Source organism: Bacillus cereus ATCC 14579 (genome assembly GCF_000007825.1).
Taxonomy (GTDB): domain Bacteria; phylum Bacillota; class Bacilli; order Bacillales; family Bacillaceae_G; genus Bacillus_A; species Bacillus_A cereus.
The window spans coordinates 4299763-4323546 of the sequence record NC_004722.1; the positions used below are offsets into that span (position 1 = coordinate 4299763).

A 23784-nucleotide genomic window follows, 5' to 3' on the forward strand; every position below is an offset into this window, starting at 1 on the left:
CATTAAGATAGTATTGCTAGATAATCATATACACGCTTAGATTTCTCTCCACCCATTCGTGCATGTTGAAGAAGAGAAATACCATGAGGGCCAGATGCACGCAATGCTTCTGGTTGAGCTACTAAAATAGCTTGTACAACTTCTAATTCACCAAGCATAGCTGCTGCAAAAATATCCATCCGAGCACCCTTTTCTAGTAAATAAAGAGCAATATCTTTACGACCTACATGTGCCGATGCGCCTAACGCACTTTCCCAATCTGATCCACCCCAATTATAAGAGGCGTGAAGTAAGCTTGGTGATTCAACCAATAGCTCTTGTACTTTCTCTAAATCCCCGTGAGCTGCCATAACAAATTCTCTTACTAATTCAGTGGTAATACGCTCTTCTGTTTGCATCGCTCTTCTCCCCTTTTAGAAATTCGTTTCGGTGTAAAAAAAGGCTTGTCACTTCCCTGAAAAATATCTACATCTATGCCAAATACATGTTGAAACATTTCATGGCATAGTACTTCTTCTGGTATACCATCATACTGAATCTTTCCTCGCTTTAATACAAGTAAACGATCACTATATTGAGCAGCTTGGTTAATGTCATGTAAAACCATTATAATTGTCATTCCAAACTCCTCATTTAATCGTTTCACAAGTTCCATTACTTCCAACTGGTGAACGATATCTAAAAAGGTTGTTGGTTCATCCAATAATAAGACATTTGTACGTTGCGCTAGCGTCATCGCAATCCAAGCACGTTGCCGTTCCCCTCCTGATAAAGAATGTAAAAGACGATATTCATACCCTTCAAGATTTGTAACAGACAATGCCCAATCAACAATTTCTTCATCTTCTTTATTTAAGCGGCTACTCCATGATTTATGTGGACCTCTTCCGAACTCAATTAGTTCTTTCACTGTTAAATCTAATTGATGATCATGCATTTGTGGTAACATTGCTAATTGCTTCGCTACATCAGCACTCTTCATCATATGAATATTTTTCCCATCTAAAATGATGTCCCCTTCGCTTTGTTTCAGTAGCCTTGCTATTAAACGAAGCAAAGTAGATTTTCCCGATCCATTCGGACCAATTAAACTAACGATTTCTCCAACCTTAATATGTACATTCATATTTTGCATTTGAAATCTTTCAGAGTGTGCGTAAAACACTTTGTTAACGGAAATCACTTTGTTTTCCTCCTCTATGAATTAAATATAAGAAGAACGGACCACCTAAGAAGGACAGTAAAATACCAACAGGCAATTCGATTGGGTCAAACCAACTTCGAGCTATTGCATCCGCAAAAACAAGTAATACCCCGCCGCCAAGGCATGATAAAGGTAGCAAATATCTATAATCATTTCCAACTAATAAACGTAGCATATGTGGTACGACAAGACCGACAAATCCAATAAGACCAGACACACTTACTGCAATTCCAGCTAATAATGTACTTACTACGATTAAATAAAACCGACTTTTTTCCACATTATGTCCTAATAACTTTGCCATTTCATCTCCAAGCATTAACACTCGAATATGCTTAATACCAAAGAAAGCTAATATAATGGCGAATATTGCATAATAAATAATCATGTTTAAATGTGCCCAACTTACACCACCAATACCGCCCGCTAACCACGGTAACACCGATTGTACTTTGTCACTATGTAATAACATTAATGCTGACGTTGCTGCACCAATTAATGCATTGATCGACACCCCTACTAAGACGATTCTTGAAGGTGGTGCCCCTTTTTGCCATGATAAAGCATAAATAACCATCGCTGTTATGAAAGCTCCTAAAAACGCCCCTAGTGGTAAAAAAGCTAGATGCTGTGGGAATAAAATCATGATGACAATTGCTACAAGGCCTGCTCCAGATGAAACTCCGATAATACCAGGATCTGCAAGAGGGTTTCTCATAACCCCTTGTAGCAGTGTACCAGATGCAGCTAAACATGTTCCTACTATAAACCCAATAAGCACTCTCGGTATGCGAAGATCCCATACAATTCGATGAACTGTCGAACCTTCCTCTTGTATACCTGTTAAAATATCTCGTATAGAAAAGGATAAACTTCCTGCGAAAAGACCGTACAAGAGACCTAGGATTGTTAATATAACTAAAGTAACTGCTATTATCCATCTTTTTTTCGCAAAAGGATGTTCCTTTTCTCTTACTACTTCACTACTTTCCATACGTATCATTTCCTTACATCTTGTATACTTTTATACATAAAGTCCATTGCTTCTGTAACTTTTGTACCAGGATTAGATCCAAATAAATCAGGTGGCAAAATAACTACGCGGTTTTGTTTTACTGCCTCTAAATTTTTCCACGCTTCATTTTTCATCATTTCGCCTTCGAATGCTTTTTTCACACTTTTTGGATCTCCGTGTGTAATTAAATAAATCACATCTGGATTCGCCTCAATAATACGTTCTACACTTAGCTGTGCATATTGCGGATATTCTTTCGTTTCTGGAAAATCAGAAGCAATATTTTTTCCGCCTGTTTTTTCTAAAATATCACCTGATAAAGATGTTGGTAATGCCGCTAAATAAGTACCTGGTGCGCCATACACTAGCAATGCTTTCACATCGCTCTTTTTCTCATATTTCTTCATTTGATCATTCATTTTTTGATTAATTTCTTTTGCTTTATCTTCTTTCTTCATTACCGTTCCATATAATTCAATATTTTTTTGAATATCTTGTACAGAATTCGCAGAAGAAATGATAACTTGCGTTCCTTGTCCTTCAACCGTTGGCACATTCTTTTGGAATCCATTGTTAGCAACAAGTACATCGGGCTTTAAACTAGCAATTTGCTCAAAATTCGGTTGATGTGCATTCCCAATTACTTGTGCTTTCCTTAACTCCTCTGGAAGAGTTAATTTCGTATCCGGGCGACCTACTATTTTTCCACCTAAAGCATGAATAATATCCATGTCCCCCATACTTAATGTTGCAAAACTTTCTGGCACTTTATCGAATGTTACCTTTCTTCCTGATAGGTCGGTAATTTCGATTTTCTCTTTTCCTTTTTCTGTTTTGGTTGCAGACGCTTTTTCGTCCCCTTTGGCACTGCAACCTATTAACAAGAAAAAAATAGATAAAATCGCTGTAAATAGCGTAATAGATTTTTTCATTCCTTCACCTCTAATTGATAATGATAATCATTAACTACTATTCTACTTTAATTGATAAGGATTATCATTGTCAACATGAAACGCATACATTTTTCTACAAAAAACAAAAAGCGTGACAAAAAGATTTTTTCTTTTCGCCGCGCTCTAGTTAACAATATTATTCACATTCATTTTCCTCTAGCTGGTCACGCATCACTCTCACACGCTGAAAGAAAAAGAACGATAAACTTAAAAATATAACGATGCTCCCCATCATAACAAAAAATTGGATTGTCTCTTTTGCTCCATTCGGAATCAACAAGCCAACCATTAACAATGTACTTACAGCGAGAAGAATTTGTCCGAACCGAGTATAGTCTTCTATTTTTCCTTTTAATTCTTTCATTATATTCTCACTCCTCCATTTCACTGTATCATATTCTATGAAACTGAAAGACCAGTAAATACAGCCATTCTGGGAGATGTTTTCCAATAAAAAAAGAGCCGCTTTACTGCGGCTCTTTTTTAATCATTATTCACCTTTATATGCTTTCATATAAATTTCTTTCAGTTCTGAAATAAGCGGCAACTTTGGATTAGCAGTTGTACATTGATCTTCAAAAGCTCTTTCTGCTAATACTCCAACAACCTCTTCAAATTGCTCTTTATCTACTCCTTGTCCTGCAATACTCATATTAATATTTAAGCTTTTTCCAAGCTCAATAATTGCTTTGACGAGTGATTCCACCCCTTCTGCTGCCGAGCTTGCTGGAAGCCCGAGCATTCTCGCTATATGTGCATATCTTTCATCTGCCACAAAGTGCTCATATTTTGGGAACAATGCGTGTTTTCTTGGCTTAATAGCATTATAGCGGACTACATGCGGCATTAGAATGGCATTTGCGCGTCCGTGCGGAATATGGAATTCTGGTCCAATTTTATGTGCTAAGCTGTGATTAATACCGAGGAAAGCATTTGCAAATGCCATACCTGCAATTGCAGAAGCGTTATGCATTTTTTCTCTTGCTTCTTCATCATTTCCATCTTTATATGCTCTCGGTAAATATTTGAATACGAGATCAATAGCTTTTAATGCTAATCCATCTGTATAGTCATTTGCCATAACAGACACATACGCCTCAATTGCATGTGTTAAAACATCCATACCAGTATCTGCTGTTACATGTGGTGGTACTGTCATTACAAATTGCGGATCAACAATTGCTACATCTGGTGTTAATTCATAATCTGCAAGCGGATACTTTATATTATTTTTCTTATCTGTAATAACCGCAAATGGTGTCACTTCTGATCCCGTTCCTGATGTCGTTGGAATCGCAACAAACTGCGCCTTATTTCCTAATTCCGGATATTTACATGTACGTTTTCTTATATCTAAAAACTTCTGTTTAATGCCATAGAATGTCGTTTCTGGATGCTCATAGAATAACCACATTCCTTTTGCTGCATCCATAGCTGAACCACCACCAAGTGCGATAATTACATCTGGCTTAAAGCTTCTCATCATTTCCGCACCTTTAAAAACAGTTTCATCTGATGGATCTGGTTCGACCTCAAAGAAAACTTCAACTTTCACATCATTTGCATGCTTGTTTAAATAGTGCGCGACTGTATCGACATAGCCATGTTCAACCATTCCAGGGTCCGTTACAATAAATGCACGTGAAATGTTAGGCATATTTGCTAAATAAGCTGTAGCATGTTTTTCAAAATAAATTTTTGGTGGCAATTTGAACCACTGCATATTCTTTTTTCTATTTGCCAGCCTTTTTATATTTAATAAATGAGTGGCTGTTACATTTTGGGAAACTGAATTCTTTCCGTATGAACCACAACCAAGTGTAAGTGATGGAATAAATCCATTATATATATCCCCTATTCCACCTTGTGATGAAGGTGCATTTACAATGAGACGGCAAGCTTTCATACGTAACCCAAATTGCTTTTGCACATCTTTATTTGTAGAATGGATAACTGCTGAATGTCCTAAACCACCTAGGTTCAACATTTCTTCGCAATATGTAAATCCTTCTTCTAATGAATTCGCCTTCACACAAGCTAATACTGGACTCAGTTTCTCACGAGATAACGGATATGCTGCTCCGATACCTTGAATTTCAGCTACAAGCATTTTTGTATGTTCAGGAACAGTAATCCCAACTAAATCGGCAATATACTGTGCTGATTTCCCTACAATATCACTATTTACTGCACATGTATTTTCATTTATAACAAGCTTTTCTAATTTTTTTCTTTCTTCTTCTGTTACAAAGTAACAATTGTTTTCAATCATTTCTGTTTTAACATCATCATAGATTTCTTTATCGACAATGATTGCTTGTTCCGATGCACAAATCATACCGTTATCAAATGTTTTCGATAAAATTAAATCATTAACAGCTCGTTTTACATGTGCTGATTTTTCTATATAACACGGTACATTACCAGGCCCAACGCCTAACGCTGGTTTTCCAGTAGAGTAAGCTGATTTCACCATACCAGCGCCTCCAGTTGCTAGAACGAGTGCTACACCATCATGGTTCATTAATTGTTTCGTCGCTTCAACAGACGGTCTTTCAATCCATTGAATACAGTGTTTTGGTGCACCAGCTTTCATCGCTGCATCATATACTGTTTTCGCCGCTGCCACAGAACATTTTTGTGCGGAAGGATGAAACGCGAAAATAATTGGATTTCTTGTTTTTATCGCAATTAACGCTTTAAACATTGTTGTCGACGTTGGATTCGTTACTGGTGTTACCCCAGCTACTACACCGACAGGTTCCGCGATTTCTATTATTTCTTCATGAGAATCTTCGTGAATAATTCCTACCGTTTTATCTTGTTTTATACTATGCCAAATATATTCAGTGGCAAAAATATTTTTAATGCATTTGTCTTCATATACACCACGGCCAGTTTCTTCAACTGCCAATTTTGCTAGCGGCATATGTTGATCAACACCTGCTAATGCCATTTCATGAACAATGTTGTCAATTTCCTCTTGTGTAAAACTTTCTAATGCTTGTAAAGCTTGTTGACCATTATTTACTAGTGTATCAATCATCTTTTTTACTTCCTGCATTTCATTTACAACTTTCTCTTTGACTACCATGTAAATTTCCTCCTATTCTACTATCACGGTCCTTATATGTCCCTATAGGTCAAAATAAGTCCCAATTAACATAAAAAAATAGAGATGCTTTCCTACATGAATTTCATTGTTTGTGAAATTTTTCACAAGTTTGTTCGTGAGTAACATTTCCTGAATTCAATATACATGAAATCATTTCGTTTGTGTATGTCTATTTTGTGAAATGTTTCACAAAATGATGTAATAAAAAAACACACTGCTAATATAGAGCAGTGCATTTTTTTATTATGCTAACGCTTGTGCTAAATCTTCAATTAAATCTTCACCATCTTCAATACCGACAGAAATACGAATTAATGTATCTGTAATTCCTAATTCTTTGCGGCGATCAGCTGGGATTGATGCATGTGTCATTTGAGATGGAATAGAAATTAAACTTTCTACTGCTCCTAAACTTTCAGCAAGTGTAAAGTACTGCAATTTCTCAAGTACTTTATTTAATGTCTCTTCACTATCTACATCAAATGAGATAATAGCACCAAATCCATTTGCTTGTTCTGTTGCTAATTCGTGGTTTTGATGTGATTCAAGACCTGGGTAATATACTTTATTTACTTTTGGATGATTATTTAAGAACTCAGCAATAGCGCGTGAATTCGTTTCATGTTCTTCCATACGAATTCCTAACGTTTTTAAACCACGAAGTAGTAAGAAGCTATCTTGTGGTCCAAGAATACCGCCTGTTGAGTTTTGTACAAAGTGAAGATCTTCTGCTAGTTGTGGGCTATTTACAACTACTAGACCTGCAACTACGTCACTATGACCTCCTAAATATTTCGTTGCACTATGAAGCACAATATCTGCTCCTAAAGAAATCGGCGACTGCCAATATGGCGTCATGAATGTGTTATCGATAATTGTTAATAAGTCTTTCTCTTTAGCAAGAGTAGATATTTTCTTAATATCAGTAATTTTTAGTAGTGGGTTCGTTGGTGTTTCTACATAAATTGCTTTCGTATTTGGACGAATCGCTTCTTCAACTTCCTCTAAGTTTGTTGTATCTACAAATGTATGCTCAATACCGAAACGGTTTAATACTTTCGTAATAACGCGGTATGTTCCGCCATACACATCATCTGTTAAAATAACGTGGTCACCTTTTGAGAACAACATAATTGTCGCTGTAATAGCAGCCATTCCTGAACCAAATGCAAATCCAGCATGCCCATTTTCTAATACAGCAATCATTTCTTCTAAAGCTGCACGTGTTGGGTTACCTGTACGTGAATATTCATATCCTTGATGCTTACCAACTGCTTCTTGTTTGTACGTACTTGTTTGATAAATCGGTACGTTTACAGATCCAGTTGAAGGTTCTCCTATGCGAATACCATGAATTAACTTTGTCTTTGCTCTCATTTTTTATTCCCATCCTTTGTATATGTCTTTACTTAAATAGCGCTCACTGCTATCTGGAAAAATGGTTACAATATTTGTACCTGGTGCTGCCTTCTCTGCCTCAAGTAAGCTCGCATGAAATGCTGCTCCTGAAGAGCTTCCAACGAGAAGTCCTTCTTTTTGCGCTAATTCTTTCACTCGTAAAAATGCATTTCGATCAGAAATCGTATGAATTTCATCAAAATAAGATGTCTTCAAAAATGGGGGGATAAATTCCAGTCCAATTCCTTCGGTCTCATGTGAACCAGCCTTACCACCATTTAAAATAGATCCTTCTGGCTCTACGATAACTGTTTTAATATCTATATTTTTTTCTTTCAAGTAAGATGCAGTCCCCATAAACGTACCGCCAGTTCCTGCTCCAGCAACAAATATGTTAATCTCTCCATTCAATGCGTCCCACAGTTCAGGTCCTAATGTTTTAAAATATGCACGAGGATTTGCCTCATTTGCGAACTGACTTGGAGAGTATGAATTCGGTATTTCATTTACTAACTCTTTTGCTTTAGCAATTGCACCGGTCATTCCTTGCTCAGTCGGTGTATGCACGACAGTTGCACCTAGTGCTTTCATTAATTCTTGTTTTTCAATACTAAATTTCTCTGGTACACAAACAATAACACGTAAATCATGTTCTAATGCTGCAAGTGCCAGTCCAATACCAGTATTCCCAGCAGTCGGTTCAATAATTGTTCCACCCTGGGTAACAAGCCCTTTTTCTAGCGCATCTTCGATTAATTCTCTTCCTAAACGATCCTTAACGCTTCCGCCTGGATTATAAAATTCAAGCTTTGCAAATAAACGGACCCCTATTGGAAGTGAAAAACGAGTAATTTCTACAATTGGTGTATGACCAATTAACTCATGAACTCCACGATATACATTCATCGTGTTCTCCCCCTTGTTTGCCAATAAAGAAAAGGCAACTGTATGTATTTTCTTTATATGAGACAGTTGCCTTTTTGTTACATTACTTTAACTCTTCTAACACTTTTACGATAAAGTTTGTAGAATGAAGAGCTGCTTGATCTAAAAACTGATCAAATGAAACATTTGATTCTTTACCAGCAATATCAGAAAGTGCGCGAATGATAACAAACGGAATTTCATATTGGTGGCATACTTGTGCAACAGCTGCTGCTTCCATTTCTACCGCATAAAGATTTTCAAATTTATCACGGATGGCTGCAACGCGATTCGGATCACTCATAAATGAATCACCTGTTGCAATCATACCTTTTACAACTTGAATATTTTCTTCAGCCTGCATACATTTCTCAGCTAATGCAACTAACGCCTCATCAGCTTTAAATCCAGGCGGCATTCCTGGTACTTGACCATATTCATAGTTAAATGCTGTTACATCTACGTCATGGTGACGAACTTCAGTGGAAATAACTACATCACCAACGTTTAGAGAATGATGGAATCCACCAGCTGAACCAGTATTAATTACTTTTTCAGGCTTATATTTTTCTAATAAAATTGTCGTTGACATCGCTGCGTTTACTTTACCAATACCAGACTTTAACAAGATTACTTCATGCCCTGCTAATAGCCCTTTCGTAAATTCACAACCAGCAACCGTTTCTGTTTCTGCTTGTTCTAATTTGTCACGTAAAATACGTACTTCTTCTTCCATTGCTCCAATTACAGCAATTCTCAATCTAATCCCTCTTTCTATTGCTTAGTTGCCTCCATTACCCAAACGAAATGATTTAATCTCGTGAAAGTTACATGGAAGCCATTGTTTTCAAAAATAGTCTGCATAACTGGAATACGTGTATAGTATTCCGTTTGCAAATCGTTTGCTAACTGGTGGAAACCTCTTTCTTTTGCTGGTTTCAACAGTTTTATCATATGCATCTTGATCTGCAAATATCGTATCAGCAAACACTATTTTACCACCTTTGTTTAGCAATTGACTATACTTCGCAATCGCTACATTTTTTTCATCATCTGTTAAATGATGAAATGCATAGGTGCTTACAATGGTATCAATTGAATTTGGAACTTCAAACGAAAGAAAATCACCCTCTGTAATTGAAAATTCTTTTGGCAATTTCTCTTTTGCAATCATGCGCATTTCACGCGACGGTTCTATACCGTAAACTGTGCGGCCAGCAAGTAATAATTTATTTGTTAAATTACCTGTACCGACACCAAATTCTAATACATTACCAAATGACTTGTTAACTACATCCTCTAGAATGTCCTCATAATGAGCGAAAACTTCTTTATATTGTATATCTTCGCCTTGTACAAATGAGTCGTACGTATGAGCCCACTCATCAAATAAACCATTAAATTCTGTACCCATAAAAATTCCCCTTTTTCTTATCGGTTTTATCAGTATGATATTCCCTCTTTCTAAAAATGTCAATTGAAATGTACATGGTATTTCCTTCTTTTCTTTGTTACACTATAGTTGATTACATAGGAGAGGGGCCGTCTTCATGTCATTTACCTTTGAAATGTTAGAAGATAAAGTAGAGTTTTTTGAAGCGGGAGACTTAGCTTCTTTAGAACGAAAAATTAGTGAACAAATTGATAATAATAAAGCACTTATGCTTGAAGTTCATCACATCTCTCATCAAATGGTTATGGATCCTGAAAGCAAAAGACCGTATTATAGCGCGGTTGTTCATTTTAAATTAAAGAAATTGCGTTAACAAAAAAGAGAAGCTCCTAAGGAGCTTCTCTTTTTTAGTTTAGAGTTTGAACAAGTACTGGTTTCCAGCCCTCATTGTCTACCCAATCAATATTTACGTAATATCTTTTCCCACTTTGCTTATCTTGAACATCACCATAAGCTTTGCTCTTTCCAGTTTTGTCTCTTCCAACAAAATGGAATACTAATTGCTCTTTCGGTATCTCAACACCTGCAGCAATTGCACTTTGCATCTCATTCCAATCTGATGACCCTTGTTTAAACGTCATCGCCGGTGATGAACCTTGTTCTGTTCCTACAGCTTTCCAAGAAGGTTTTGTGTAAGCCTCTTTTGCCTTAGATACAGTTTTTTCAGCTGATACTTTCTCGTTAGCTTTCGCTTCTTCTTCAGCTTTTTTCTGTTCTTCTTCAGCCTTTAGCTTCTCTTCTTCAGCTTTTTTCTTAGCTTCTGCTTGCTCTTGTTCTTTTTCTTTTTTCTTAGCAGATTCTTTATCTTCTGATTTTCCAGCTTTCTCATTCTTTGTTGTTTGTTGAGAGACTTTCTTATCAGTAGAAGATGCTTGCTCTTTCGTACTAGGAACGAACAATTGATATGCTACAATAGCTACTAATAGTAATACAATAGCGATTGCAATATTTAAAACACCGTTTTGACGACGTTTTTGTTGTTTCTGTTGGAATCTTGATCCTCCTGCCATTCTCCAAACCTCCATGCAGTTTTTCCTAATTGCTATTGTAACATTAAATCTAGAAAGGTTGAACATTTACAATGATATTTTCATGAAATGAAGACATTTCACTATAAATTGCAAGATTACTTTTCATTCTCTAATTGATAGATTGCTCCCACCATATCTTTAAAAGTAGGTGTAACTTTATTCACTTTGCTATCAGTCTCTAGATCAACAACAACTAAAGCATATCTTGGATTCTCATACGGAAAATAACCTGCAAACCAGCGATTCACCCTCGTCCCTTTCCCCGTTTGCGCTGTCCCGGATTTTCCAGCGACACTTAGTGGCAACGAGCGGAATGCCGTTCCTGTTCCTTTCTCCCTTGTTACAACGCCTCTTAATAACTCTTGTAATGTTTTCACTGTTTCATACGAAAGCTGTTTTCCATTTAACGTATGGCTCTCAAATGTAAAAAAATCCGCTCCATTTTTATATACTATTTTTTCAACAGCTTTCACTTCCATCTTTTCTCCATTCCTCGCAATCGTCGCCATCATATTTGCAATTGCTAGAGGTGATATACGTACATCTTTCTGTCCAATCGCTGTTTGTTCTACCGCTTTTTTATTACTTTTATTTTCTTCATTCCCCCAAATAGTAGTGCCTTTCTCTTCTGGCATTTGCTCAAAATGAGGTGTATGAAATACAGAACCTTTCCATCCAACCTTTTCATTTGCTCCTAGAGCTGCTACGTATGTTTCTAACACCGTCCTATCCTTTTGTAATAGCTCGTTACCTAACTCGGAAAATGTCCTGTTACAGCTCCTAGCAAAGCTCTCTTTAAAGTTAAGCGTACCCATCCTAACTTGCGGGTCGTTTTCACCATATAAATCTTTATTACAGTTAAATGTCCGATTAAACAAATTTACTTTTTGATCAATGACTGCAGCTGCAACTACTGTTTTAAAAACAGAGCCTGGAAAATGTGGCGTTAACATTTGATTTTCAAGTGTAGTTTTATATAAATTCTCATCCCTTACTTGTAAAGACGGCTTACTAACCATCGCTAATATTTCATTTGTCTTTACATCAAGTAATACTAATCCCCCCTTCTTTATTTCGTTTGCTTCAATCACTTCTTCTGCTTTTTGCTGCAACTCTTTATGTAAAGTAGTTTGAATCCTAACTGGATAAAATGGATTTCCTGGTGAAGTGTATTTCGCTTGCTTTCCGAAAATTGGTTCTCCTTGCCGATCTACTTGATATAATACTTTTGCCTCTCCATCAGTCAATAGAAATTCATCAAATGATTGCTGTAATCCTGAAATACCTATCGGCGTTTGTTTTGAAATTTTTTTCAATTCTCCATATCGCTTTTGAAATTCCCTTTCGTTCTCCCCTACATCACCAATTAAATGACTTATCTCTCCAGTTTGTTTTAATCGCACTTCAGCTGCTACAATACCTAATACATGTAATTCATTTACCTTCTCCATCTGCTCTCGTGTCACTCGAAATGGAGCAGTTTCTCCTTGTAGGGTAAATGCATTTTTGTTATTTTTCATTTGTCTTCTAATCTCTTGTCTCGACACACCAATGATATGCGCGATTTTCTCTAACATGTCATTTTTTATTTGTAAAAATGGAAAAATAATTAAAACAGGATATTTTTCCTCACCTATTTCTTTACCATTACGATCTATAAACTGCCCACGTCCATCGTCTACTGTAATGGATTGTGTGCGTTGCGTAACACTTTTTTCAATTAAATTTATTTTGCGATCAGTAAATGATTCTGTATCTATAATTTGAATTTGGATTAAACGACAAAGCAATAAAAACATAACGCTCATAAAACAAATTAAAACAATTGTAATTCTCCGTTTTATTTTCATAAAAAACACCTCGTCTATTGTAGTTTAGACGAGGTACTATTTTATTTATACAAGCTCCAAAACAAAAATAGATATTATATAAAGCTATTATTGTTTTTTTGGCTTCTCTAAAAATTTCGTAAGAAGCGATTTAAATTCAGTTTCATTCACTCCAGTGTTTTTAGCAACTTCAATTACAGTAGTTGTTACATTAGCCGCTACTTTTAAATAGTCCTTACTGAAATTATCCATTTCATTTCTTTTTTCTTTTGCATTCTCAACTGTTACAGAATCAATACAAGTAATCATCTTATCTACAATATGTAAATAATTATTTTGTGCATCTATTATTTTTTGAACGTCATCTTTATTACTTACTTTCGATTGTTTTAAATATGTATATGCTTGATTCACTTCATCTTTTAAAATTTTATCATTATTTTTCGCCTGTTCTTGTAACATATTCTTCATATCATCTATTGTTTTTTGATCCATCGAATCTCGCAATAAATAATCTGGATTCCCAATCGCATAATCGTACTTAATCGTTACATCTTGAAATATTTTCATCACAATAGCTAATTGATACGCTACATCAAAATCATTGAATTCCTTTTTATCTTGTGGATTTGCTAAGGCTTTTGAACTCTCAGTTGCTTTTGAACTCTCAGTTGCTTTAATATCCTGTTTTTCTTCTTGCTTCACTTTTTCTCCCTTTGATGATGTAGTTTCCTCTTTCGTTCCGCAGGCAGCAAGTCCTAATATAGAGATACTACAAACCAATCCTGTAAAGATTTTATGTTTCATAATTAGCCCCTTTTCCCTTTTGAAACCTATATTCTCCAATTATGATATCAAAGTTTAAAATGTTTTTTTGACATTTTTTGTCGAATCACTCTAAGGTTTACACAATTTTTTCTATTCTACAGATAAAGTGAAACTTTAATTAGCCCTCACCAAGCGGGCGTTTACGAGCAGTCCGACGCCCACCTAACTTCTTTACTTCCGCTGAAGTTTGAGATAGTGGTCTTACTGCCTGGCAAATAGCGGGATAAAAAAAAGATTCTCCCGATAGGAGAATCTTTTTTTTATTTTACAGAGACAATCTCTACTTGCATTTCTCCGCCTGGTGTTTGGATTGTTACTTTCTCACCAATTTGCTTACCTAATAAGCTTTTTGCGATTGGAGAATCGTTAGAAATTCTTCCTTCGAATGGATCAGCTTCCGCGCTACCTACGATTGTATACGCTTCTTCATCTCCGTTTGGTAATTCTTTAAATGTTACTGTTTTACCTAATGTAACAACAGTAGATACTTCGCCAGTATCTTTAATGATAACTGCGTTACGAATCATATTTTCTAATTGTGTAATACGTCCTTCTACGAACGCTTGCTCATCTTTCGCTGCATCGTACTCAGAGTTCTCAGAAAGGTCCCCGAAGCTACGTGCGATTTTAATACGTTCTACTACTTCTTTACGTCTTACTGTTTTTAATTGCTCAAGTTCGTTCTCTAGTTTTTGCTTACCCTCTTGCGTCATAGGGTATGTTTTTTCTGTTGACATATTTTCCACTCCTTTTATATACCAATCCCCTGAAAAAAAGAGGAGTTCCATATGAAAACTCCTCCGCTTCCATTGTTAGCGGAGGTTTCTAGTACCCTTGCACTAGCGGAGTTGTCACATACAACCCCGTATTTCCAATTCTTCTTTATATAAAGAAGATATGTATGGAAAGTTGATATAAATATGCCCTCACCTATATATAGATGAGGTTGCATGTTTCATTGTATTCGATAAGAAGGGAAAAAATCCCTTCCTACCGTATATCTTTTACTATGCTATTACAAATTTACTTTTTGTTCAAGAATTGTTGCAATTTTTGTCACCATAATATCAATTGCAACGTGGTTTTGTCCACCTTCAGGGATAATAATATCCGCAAATTTCTTAGAAGGCTCAATAAATTGATTGTGCATTGGACGTACAACATTTACGTACTGATCAATAACTGAATCCATCGTACGACCGCGCTCTTTAATATCACGCTGCATGCGGCGCAGAATACGAAGGTCAGCATCCGTATCAACGAATAATTTAATGTCCATTAACTCGCAAAGACGTGGGTCTTCTAAAATAAGAATTCCTTCTAAAATAATTACATCTTTCGGCTCAACTGGAATAATTTCTTCTGAACGCGTATGCAATGTATAGTCATATACAGGCTTATCAATTTGCTCATATGCAAGCAACTGCTGCAAATGTTCAATTAACAGATCATTATCAAACGCAAGCGGATGATCATAATTTGTTTTTAAACGCTCTTCCATTGGTAAATGGCTTTGATCTTTGTAATAATAATCTTGCTCTAAGATTAAAATAGAATGACCTTTAAAATGGTCAAAAATCGCTTTCGTTACACTCGTTTTACCTGATCCCGAACCACCAGCAATTCCAATTACAACAGGCTTATTCGTCCCCATTCGACTATCACTCTTTCTTATTGAAGTATGCTTTTGCGCATCATATTATTCACATACACTCGTTGATCCACTTTGAATTTCACGATTTGCAACGGATGTCTCGCTGCATCTAATTCGTTTCCATCCTCATCCCAAATTTTCTCCACCGTTTGCGTAAAGTTTTCTATTTCTGGTCCAAAGAACTCCACTTCATGTCCTGGTTTGAAATGATTACGTTGCTCAATCGTTACGATGCCCGTTTCTTCATTATAATCTAACACTAAACCAGCAAAATCATACGTTGTTTTCTTACTATGATTTCCAAACATTTGCTCTTGATGTCCTGGAACCCCTTCAAAGAATGCAGGAGCTGTATCACGATTTGCACATTTATCAAGCTCATCTAACCATTCTTGTTTAAACTCAAAGTTATCTGGATCCGCACAATAAGCATCAATTACTTTACGATATACAGTTGCTACAGTCGCTACGTAATGGATTGATTTCATACGTCCTTCTACCTTTAAGCTATCGATTCCGATTTCAATCATTTTCGGAATGGATAAAATTAAATTTAAATCTTTTGGACTCATCGCAAAGTGAGCATCTCCTTCTTGGAATAGAGGAAGCTCTTTTGCATCTTTATGTTGTGATACTGTTTGAACTAAATCATAATCCCAGCGGCAAGATTGGCAACAACCACCACGATTAGAATCACGCGCTGTCATATGGTTACTTAATGTGCATCTTCCTGAATATGCGATACACATTGCACCATGTACGAATGCTTCAATTTCAATATCCACTTTTTCTTTAATTTCTTTCATTTCTTCATAGCTTGCTTCACGAGCTAATACAAGACGATGTAAACCTTCTTCTTTCCAATACTGTGCTGCTTTCCAGTTGGATAGTGATTGCTGTGTGCTTAAATGCACCTCAACAGAAAGCGCTACGCGTTTACAAGTCTCAATGATAAGCGGATCAGCAACGATAATTCCCGTTACGCCAGCTTTTTCAATCCCTTTTAAATATTCCTCTAGCCCGTCCATATTTTCATTATGCGCAAAGATATTTGTTGTTACGTATATTTTTGCTCCATACTTCTTTGCAAACTCAACGCCTTCTGCCATTTCTTCTAGCGTAAAGTTACCTGCATTCGAACGAAGACCAAATTCTTGTCCACCTAAATATACAGCATCTGCCCCGTAATGGATAGCTACTTTTAATTTTTCTAAGTTACCCGCAGGGATTAACAGTTCAGGTTTCTTCACAATAACACGTTTGCCATCGATCACTCGTGAAATTTCTTGTACAGTCATTTCCTACACCCTCCTCGTTTAGTAAACCGTTTCTTTAAAGAAGAATCCTGTATCTAACGGACGATTTACTGGTTGCATTTCTTCTATTTCTTTATATAGATCATCTTTCACGTCATAATATGCATCACGATCTTCTACGCATAAATCAATCGCTTGACGATATTTCTTCGTTACTTCAATAATGTATTCAGAGCTTTTTAGTACACCGTCGATTTTTAAGCTATCAACTTCAGCTTCGATTAGTTCCTCTAATTCATCGATGAAACAAATATCGTTGGGACTCATAATGTGAGTACCATTTTCATCTTCATAAATTGGATATTTATTGTTACGCTCTGGGTCATATAAGAACATATTCTCTTCATATTTTTTCTTTTCAATGTCAAGATTACGTCCTTGATACTCAAAGTAGTTTCCTACTAATGAACGCTTCGATTGGAACATACAAGTCATACCGTGAATTTGTACTTCTAGTTCCACTTCAGCATTTTCTTTTAAATCAACAATTTCATCTAAGCTCAGCTCACGAGCTAATACAGCGCGCTTCGCTCCTCTTTGTCCCCAGTAGTTACAAGTGAACCAGTTTGTTGCTGTCGTTTCTGTATTCCAGTGCAACTGCATATTTGGTGCTACTTCGCGAACAGCCATTAATACCGCTGGATCTCCGAAAACAATTGCATCTACATTTACTTCGTTTAAAAATGAAACGTAATCTGTTAATTCTTCTACTTTATCGTTGTGGAACATAGCGTTCATGGCTACGTATACCTTCACACCATTTTCATGTGCAATCTTCACAGCTTGTTTTACATCTTCACGTGAAAACTCTCCTGCTAAACGTAAACCAAACTTTTGCTCACCGATCATTACCGCATCTGCTCCTGCTTTCGCAAGTTGTTCGATATCCGCCACCGCTCTTGGCGTTACTAACAATTCAGGTTTCTTCATACCTTGGTCACCCTCTCTTTTTACTAACAGCTACTCCATCACCAATTGGGAAAATCGTTGTATCATATCCTTCATGGTTCATAAGCCACTCATTGTACGTCTTAATACGACGGATTAAACCACGTGTACGTCTGTTTTCAATTTTCTCTTTTGTCGTTACAAGACCGTGGTACATAACATTATCTGAAATAATTACGCCACCAGGATTTAATAACGGTTCATATAAGTCAAAAAAACGACGATACTGTCCTTTTGCTGCATCAATAAAAATAACGTCAAATGTCCCGTGTTCTTTTACTTGTTCACCTGTCTCTAACGCATCACCGTAAATAACTGAAATACGATCTGTTACTGGGGAACGTTCTATATATTCAAGTGCTTTTTCATATCGCTCACGATTGCGCTCAACTGTCACAATACGTGAATTTGGAATAGCTTGCATCATACGAATACTAGAATAACCGATTGCTGTTCCAAGTTCTAAAATGCTTTTCGGTCCAATTAAACGTAAAAATTGCAGCATAAATTCCATTCCAAGTCGATCCATAATCGGCACATGATTTTCTGTTGCATATTCTTCCATTTCAAGAATTAATTTATCTTTCGGATCAATAAATGATAATAGGTACTCGTTAACTGCATCCTCCATAAATGGTCCTCCTTATTTACATGGAGAAGTGCCTCTATGACGTCTTTTCACACATAGAATGCAATAAAAATACAAGCCAGCTTTATCCTTAGCTTGTACGTCCCGTTTTGATATTAAAAACGATTCTTCTGCCAGTTTTTAACCCGATATATTTTACCACAAAAAAGAGGGATGTGCGACTTTTTTCGCTATCCCTCCCCATTTCACTGTTTTTTTCGTAATGTATTTTTGCTTTAATGCATTATGCTCTTCTAATGTTTTCGCATAGTACACTTCACCACTTGGTGCAGCTAAGAAATAATAATAATCTGTTTGCGCAGGTTCTAACGCAGCTTCTACTGAATGTTTACCAGAGTTTGCAATTGGCCCTACCGGCAATCCTTTTACAACATACGTATTGTACGGTGAGTTGACCTTTAAATCTTCGTATAATACACGTTGTTTATGCTTTCCAAGTGCATATAATACCGTTGGATCCGTTTGAAGCGGCATACCTTTTGCTAAACGATTATAAAAGACACTAGAGATCTTTTGACGATCTGTAAAACCAGTTGCCTCTTCTTCAATAAGTGAAGATAATGTTAAAAGCTGATGAACATCCCAATTCTTCGCTTTCATTTTCGCCTCATTTTGAACAATGATTGCATTTGTTTTCTCAAGCATTGGAATTACAATTTCTTCTAACGTTGTATCTTTCTTATAAAACGAATACGTTGCAGGATATAAATAACCTTCTAATGGGTATTTAATATTACTATCAAAGATTTTATCCGTTAATAACTTCGGATACTTTTGCTGCATTTTTTGAATAAATGCTTTATCGTTTAATTGACGCGTAACATCATCTTTATTCCACTTTAGTTCTGTCGCAATCGTTTCTGCAATTTCAGTTACTTGCGCCCCTTCTTTAATCGTCACTTTATAAAGAGCTGGACGATGCACGTTGCCAGCTGACATTTGTTCGATCACATCTTCAGCATTCATTGAAGGATTTAATAAATATGTACCTGCTTGTAAACTTTTCGATTTAGCCTTTGTATAAAAACTAAAAACTGTACCGTTTTTTACAGCGCCTTTTTCTTCTAAAATTTCTCCAATTTTACTTGTAGATGATCCTTTCGGAATTTCTACTTCAATCTCTTTTTTATTCCCGCTATCAACTGGTCCTAATGCGGATGAAATATACGCATAGACTGAACCACAAACTAAAAGCAGTGCAATAATCGAAAATAAAAAGATGCGTCTACGCTTCTTTTTCACTTGATTCTCTATCAAAACATTTCCTCCTTACTTAATTGTAGACCGTATGTACACCTTTCTATACAGCACGATGTAAAAACGCAACAAATTCACTTATCTTTTTTAATTGACACTTTATTTTTCTACAATCCGTCTCATTATACTACAAAGACTTACACAGTTTCGACAAAAAATCTTTCATTTTACATATAAATACAAAAAAAGATGGACTGTATGTCGTCCATCTTTTCAGTACTTATTATTCAGCTTCTTGCTCATCAGCAATAGTGTTAAACGTTTCTTGTACCATTTCCCACTCTTCTTCTGATTCGATTGGAAGTAAAACTCCGCCCTCTTCTTCATTTTGCTCATAAGCCATTGCATCATAAATTGGGTCTCCATCTTCATCTACTTCACCGATTGGAGAGAAGATTACGTATGATTTTTTACCAAATTTGTCAGCATCAAAAGTGAAAATAATTTCACATAAATGTTCGTTACCTTTTTCGTCTACAATTGTAATTTGACGTTCTTCCATTTTGGTCACCTCTTATTTTCTATCTAAAAATCCTTGTAAGATTACGACTGCAGCCATCTTATCGATTACTTGTTTTCGCTTCTTACGACTTACATCAGCTGAAATGAGTAGACGTTCCGCTGCCATTGTTGACAAACGCTCGTCCCACATTACAACGTCTAATTGTAACAGCTCTCGTAGGTTTTCTGCAAATTGTTGGCACGCTTCGCCACGTGGGCCAATTGTACCATTCATATTTTTAGGTAAACCTACTACTATTTTGTCCACATTGTACTGCTTTACTAACTCAGAAATACGATCAAAACCAAAGTGACCTCGTTCTTCGTTAATCTTAATTGTTTCTAATCCTTGTGCTGTCCAGCCCATTTCGTCGCTAATTGCAACTCCGACTGTTTTTGTACCTACATCTAAACCTAATATCCGCATAAACTACTCCTCACGATGATGTTTCAAGTAAGACTTCACAAGCTCTTCAATTAACTCATCACGTTCAAGCTTGCGAATGATGCTACGTGCATCTTTATGGCGAGGTATGTATGCTGGGTCTCCACTTAATAAATAACCGACGATTTGGTTAATCGGATTATAGCCTTTTTCTTGAAGTGCATCATACACAGTTAAAAGTACATCATTTACATGGACACTCTGTTTTTCATCTTGAATGCTAAACTTCATTGTTTTATCAAAACCGTCCATTTCAAGCACCTCACTTATATAGTAAGTATAGGGAGAAGAACTTCTCCTCTCCCTACCATTGTACACTACTATCTCTTTATTTTGAAACAGATTTAACGTACTCTTGTACAAATGCTAAAGCTTCTTCGACTTGAGCTGGGTTTTTACCGCCTGCTTGTGCCATATCAGGACGGCCACCACCGCCACCGCCGCAACGAGAAGCTACTTCTTTCACAAGTTTACCAGCATGGTAACCTTGGCTAATTAAGTCTTTCGTTACACCTGCTAGGATGTTTACTTTATCGTCATTAACAGACGCTAATACAACAACTGCTGATTCTAATTTATTTTTCAGATCATCCATCATCGTACGTAAGTTGTTCATATCTGCAACATTTACTTTCGCTGCTAATACATTCACACCATCAACTGTCATTACAGAATCAGTTAAGTTTCCAGCTTCGATATTGCTTAATTTCGCAGCAAGAGATTCATTTTCTTTTTGCAGTTGTTTCACTTCAGCAAATAGACCATCAACTCTTGTTAAAATATCTTTCGGATTTGTTTTCATTTTTCCTGCTGCTTCTTTTAATAAACCTACTTGATCGTTCATTAATTCGTATGCAGACTTACCAGTTACTGCTTCAATACGACGAGTTCCTGCACCAATACCAGACTCAGCAACGATTTTGAAAATACCGATAGAAGCTGTATTATCAACGTGACAACCACCACAAAGCTCTAAGCTGTAATCGCCAACTTGTACAACGCGTACAACATCTCCGTATTTTTCACCGAATAATGCCATTGCGCCCATTTCTTTCGCTTCTTCGATTGCTTTTTGAGAAATCTCAACATCAATACTTTCCCAAATTTTTTCGTTTACCATACGCTCAATTTTTTCTAATTCGTCAGCTTGTACTTGACCGAAATGAGAGAAGTCAAAACGTAGACGTTCAGAAGTTACAAGAGAACCTGCTTGGTTAACGTGTGTTCCAAGTACGTCTTTTAATGCTTGGTGTAGTAAGTGAGTTGCTGTATGATTTTTTACAACGCTACTACGGTTTTTCGTATCGATAATAGCTTTTACAGCCGCATCTTTCGTTAATGTACCTTCTTCAACAACAACTTTATGCAAGTTTTGGCCGTTTGGTGCTTTTTGTACGTCTTTTACAAGAACTTTCACACCATCTGCAAGAAGGTAACCACGGTCTGCAATTTGTCCACCACTCTCAGCATAGAATGGTGTTACATCAAGAATTAACTGTCCTTCTTCACCAGCTTGTAAGCTGTCTGTGTATTCGCCGTTTTTCACAAGTGCAACAACGTTACTTTCTGTTGCAACTGTACCGTAACCAACGAATTCGCTCGCTACTTTAATTTCTCCAAGGACACCACCTTGAACTTGCATAGAATCAACGTCTTGACGAGCAGCACGTGCACGCTCACGTTGTTTTTCCATTTCATTTTCAAAACCTTCATGATCAACTGTCATGCCAGCTTCTTCTGCATATTCTTCTGTTAATTCAATTGGGAAACCGTATGTGTCATATAGACGGAACGCATCTACTCCAGAAATAACAGTTGTTTTTTCTTCTTTTGCTTTTGCAATTACTTCAGCTAAAATCGCTTCACCATCATGAAGTGTTTCATGGAAACGCTCTTCTTCGTTCTTCACAACTTTCGCAATGAAATCTTTCTTTTCAAGTACTTCTGGATAGAAGTCTTTCATTACTTCTCCAACAACCGGTACTAATTCAAACATAAATGGACGGTTGATGTTTAATTTCTTCGAATAACGAACAGCGCGGCGTAATAAACGACGTAATACATAACCACGGCCTTCGTTAGATGGAAGAGCACCGTCACCAACAGCGAATGTTACTGTACGGATATGGTCAGCAATTACTTTGAATGCCATATCTTTTTCTAAATCGCCATTACGATATTTTTCACCAGAAATTGTTTCTGTTGCACCAATCATCGGCATGAATAGGTCTGTATCAAAGTTCGTAGGTACATCTTGAACGATAGATGTCATACGCTCTAGACCCATCCCTGTATCAATGTTTTTCTTAGGAAGTGGTGTATATGAACCGTCTGGATTATGGTTAAATTGAGAGAATACAAGGTTCCATACTTCTAAGTAACGCTCGTTTTCTCCGCCTGGATATAATTCTGGGTCACTAAAGTCATTACCGTAAGCTTCTCCGCGGTCATAGAAAATCTCTGTATTCGGTCCACTTGGCCCTTCACCGATATCCCAGAAGTTTTCTTCTAAGCGGATAATACGCTCTTTTGGAACGCCCATTTTCTCATTCCAAATTGTGAATGCTTCTTCATCTTCTGGATGGATTGTAACTGATAGTAATTCTTTATCGAATCCGATCCATTTGTCGCTCGTTAAGAATTCCCAAGCCCATGTAATTGCTTCTTCTTTGAAGTAATCACCAATTGAGAAGTTTCCTAACATTTCAAAGAATGTATGGTGACGAGCTGTTTTCCCTACGTTTTCAATATCGTTTGTACGAATTGATTTTTGAGCATTTGTAATACGTGGATTTTGTGGGATTACACGTCCATCAAAATATTTTTTTAATGTAGCTACACCACTATTAATCCATAGAAGAGATGGATCTTCATGTGGAACTAGTGATGCACTAGGTTCTACTGCATGTCCTTTTTCTTGGAAAAAGTCTAAAAACATTTGACGAATTTGTGCGCCTGTTAGTTGTTTCATTGTATTTTCCTCCTTAAATATAAAAAACTCCCGTCCCTATAAAAGGGACGAGAGTTAACTCGCGATACCACCCTAATTATGAATTGATTACAATAACAATCAATTCATCACCTCATGGTGCCGTAACGTGGCAAGACGGCAGTGATTAGCTGCTCTCAGGATTAGCTTTCTGTTACCCTTCATTTAAAGCTTCTTTCAGCCATATGGAAGCTTCTCTCTATAAATGGACTGTAACGTACTTGTTCCGTCATTGATTTAATGTATTATATGACTAAATATAATAGAATTCTCTT

Annotated in this window: 23 protein-coding genes, 1 pseudogene and 1 other annotated feature; of the genes and pseudogenes, 1 reads left to right on the forward strand and 23 read right to left on the reverse strand. The window is 36.6% G+C overall.

Translation table 11 applies throughout. The features are described from left to right. Positions 1–2: 2 nt before the first annotated feature. The 10 genes and pseudogenes from BC_RS21790 to BC_RS21835 all read right to left on the reverse strand — a co-directional run bounded on the left by BC_RS21790 (position 3) and on the right by BC_RS21835 (position 10023). Positions 3–398: an ankyrin repeat domain-containing protein gene (locus BC_RS21790; RefSeq protein WP_001192766.1), complete on the reverse strand. Its 396-nt coding sequence runs from the start codon at positions 396–398 to the stop codon at positions 3–5. Continuing rightward, on the reverse strand, positions 365–1183 hold the full coding sequence (locus tag BC_RS21795; protein ID WP_000626552.1) for an ABC transporter ATP-binding protein: 819 nt from the start codon (positions 1181–1183) through the stop codon (positions 365–367). Before BC_RS21795 ends, BC_RS21790 begins: the two co-directional genes overlap by 34 nt. Beyond that, a complete protein-coding gene (locus BC_RS21800) occupies positions 1170–2198 on the reverse strand; it encodes a FecCD family ABC transporter permease (protein WP_002041831.1) in 1029 nt (342 codons plus the stop codon). The genes BC_RS21795 and BC_RS21800 overlap by 14 nt, the downstream gene beginning before the upstream one ends. Before the next feature lie 5 nt (positions 2199–2203). Then, positions 2204–3151, reverse strand: a complete 948-nt coding sequence (locus BC_RS21805) for an ABC transporter substrate-binding protein (RefSeq protein WP_000748460.1) — start codon at positions 3149–3151, stop codon at positions 2204–2206. Between the two features lie 157 nt (positions 3152–3308). Continuing rightward, entirely contained in the window at positions 3309–3536 is a 228-nt protein-coding gene (locus BC_RS21810; protein ID WP_000661264.1) for a YrhC family protein, read from the reverse strand. Between the two features lie 126 nt (positions 3537–3662). Continuing rightward, a complete protein-coding gene (adhE, locus tag BC_RS21815; RefSeq protein ID WP_000260509.1) occupies positions 3663–6266 on the reverse strand; it encodes a bifunctional acetaldehyde-CoA/alcohol dehydrogenase in 2604 nt (867 codons plus the stop codon). Positions 6267–6530: 264 nt separating this feature from the next. Further along, positions 6531–7664 carry a bifunctional cystathionine gamma-lyase/homocysteine desulfhydrase gene (locus tag BC_RS21820; protein ID WP_001201908.1) on the reverse strand — a complete coding sequence of 378 codons (1134 nt, stop codon included), beginning with the start codon at positions 7662–7664 and terminating at the stop codon, positions 6531–6533. Between the two features lie 3 nt (positions 7665–7667). Beyond that, positions 7668–8591 carry an O-acetylserine dependent cystathionine beta-synthase gene (locus tag BC_RS21825; RefSeq protein ID WP_001103874.1) on the reverse strand — a complete coding sequence of 308 codons (924 nt, stop codon included), beginning with the start codon at positions 8589–8591 and terminating at the stop codon, positions 7668–7670. An 82-nt stretch (positions 8592–8673) separates the two neighbouring features. Continuing rightward, positions 8674–9369 carry a 5'-methylthioadenosine/S-adenosylhomocysteine nucleosidase gene (gene mtnN / locus BC_RS21830; protein WP_001217024.1) on the reverse strand — a complete coding sequence of 232 codons (696 nt, stop codon included), beginning with the start codon at positions 9367–9369 and terminating at the stop codon, positions 8674–8676. Positions 9370–9383: 14 nt separating this feature from the next. After that, positions 9384–10023, reverse strand: a pseudogene (locus BC_RS21835) (class I SAM-dependent DNA methyltransferase). A gap of 136 nt (positions 10024–10159) precedes the next feature. Here BC_RS21835 and BC_RS21840 point away from each other — a divergent pair. Further along, positions 10160–10375, forward strand: coding sequence for a YrzA family protein (locus BC_RS21840; protein ID WP_000010984.1), 216 nt, complete (start codon positions 10160–10162; stop codon positions 10373–10375). 34 nt (positions 10376–10409) lie between these two features. Here BC_RS21840 and BC_RS21845 read toward each other — a convergent pair whose 3' ends face one another. From BC_RS21845 to alaS, 13 genes are all read right to left on the reverse strand, one after another. Continuing rightward, positions 10410–11072 (reverse strand): YrrS family protein, encoded by a 663-nt coding sequence (locus BC_RS21845; RefSeq protein ID WP_000897098.1) that lies wholly within the window; start codon positions 11070–11072, stop codon positions 10410–10412. Between the two features lie 116 nt (positions 11073–11188). Beyond that, positions 11189–12943, reverse strand: coding sequence for a peptidoglycan D,D-transpeptidase FtsI family protein (locus BC_RS21850; RefSeq protein WP_000695148.1), 1755 nt, complete (start codon positions 12941–12943; stop codon positions 11189–11191). Positions 12944–13030: 87 nt separating this feature from the next. Next, positions 13031–13729 carry a hypothetical protein gene (locus tag BC_RS21855; protein ID WP_000680872.1) on the reverse strand — a complete coding sequence of 233 codons (699 nt, stop codon included), beginning with the start codon at positions 13727–13729 and terminating at the stop codon, positions 13031–13033. A gap of 281 nt (positions 13730–14010) precedes the next feature. After that, positions 14011–14487 (reverse strand): transcription elongation factor GreA, encoded by a 477-nt coding sequence (gene greA / locus BC_RS21860; RefSeq protein ID WP_000102591.1) that lies wholly within the window; start codon positions 14485–14487, stop codon positions 14011–14013. A gap of 278 nt (positions 14488–14765) precedes the next feature. Further along, positions 14766–15404 (reverse strand): uridine kinase, encoded by a 639-nt coding sequence (udk, locus tag BC_RS21865; RefSeq protein WP_000537078.1) that lies wholly within the window; start codon positions 15402–15404, stop codon positions 14766–14768. Between the two features lie 17 nt (positions 15405–15421). Beyond that, complete coding sequence (locus tag BC_RS21870; RefSeq protein ID WP_000217966.1) at positions 15422–16702, reverse strand: peptidase U32 family protein; 1281 nt, start codon at positions 16700–16702, stop codon at positions 15422–15424. A gap of 18 nt (positions 16703–16720) precedes the next feature. Beyond that, positions 16721–17650: a peptidase U32 family protein gene (locus tag BC_RS21875; protein WP_000742806.1), complete on the reverse strand. Its 930-nt coding sequence runs from the start codon at positions 17648–17650 to the stop codon at positions 16721–16723. 7 nt (positions 17651–17657) lie between these two features. Continuing rightward, positions 17658–18299, reverse strand: a complete 642-nt coding sequence (locus tag BC_RS21880) for an O-methyltransferase (RefSeq protein WP_000389102.1) — start codon at positions 18297–18299, stop codon at positions 17658–17660. 153 nt (positions 18300–18452) lie between these two features. Further along, positions 18453–19574: an endolytic transglycosylase MltG gene (gene mltG, locus BC_RS21885; RefSeq protein WP_000572132.1), complete on the reverse strand. Its 1122-nt coding sequence runs from the start codon at positions 19572–19574 to the stop codon at positions 18453–18455. A 223-nt stretch (positions 19575–19797) separates the two neighbouring features. Then, the gene (locus BC_RS21890) at positions 19798–20076 is read right to left on the reverse strand and encodes a DUF1292 domain-containing protein (protein WP_000392730.1); all 279 of its coding nucleotides are present in this window, start codon (positions 20074–20076) and stop codon (positions 19798–19800) included. A 12-nt stretch (positions 20077–20088) separates the two neighbouring features. Further along, on the reverse strand, positions 20089–20502 hold the full coding sequence (ruvX, locus tag BC_RS21895) for a Holliday junction resolvase RuvX (RefSeq protein ID WP_001221192.1): 414 nt from the start codon (positions 20500–20502) through the stop codon (positions 20089–20091). Positions 20503–20505: 3 nt separating this feature from the next. After that, positions 20506–20772, reverse strand: coding sequence for an IreB family regulatory phosphoprotein (locus BC_RS21900; protein ID WP_000348590.1), 267 nt, complete (start codon positions 20770–20772; stop codon positions 20506–20508). A gap of 76 nt (positions 20773–20848) precedes the next feature. Beyond that, on the reverse strand, positions 20849–23491 hold the full coding sequence (gene alaS, locus BC_RS21905; protein WP_000811825.1) for an alanine--tRNA ligase: 2643 nt from the start codon (positions 23489–23491) through the stop codon (positions 20849–20851). A gap of 40 nt (positions 23492–23531) precedes the next feature. Beyond that, positions 23532–23751 (reverse strand) — a binding site (T-box leader). Between the last annotated feature and the right edge of the window lie 33 nt (positions 23752–23784).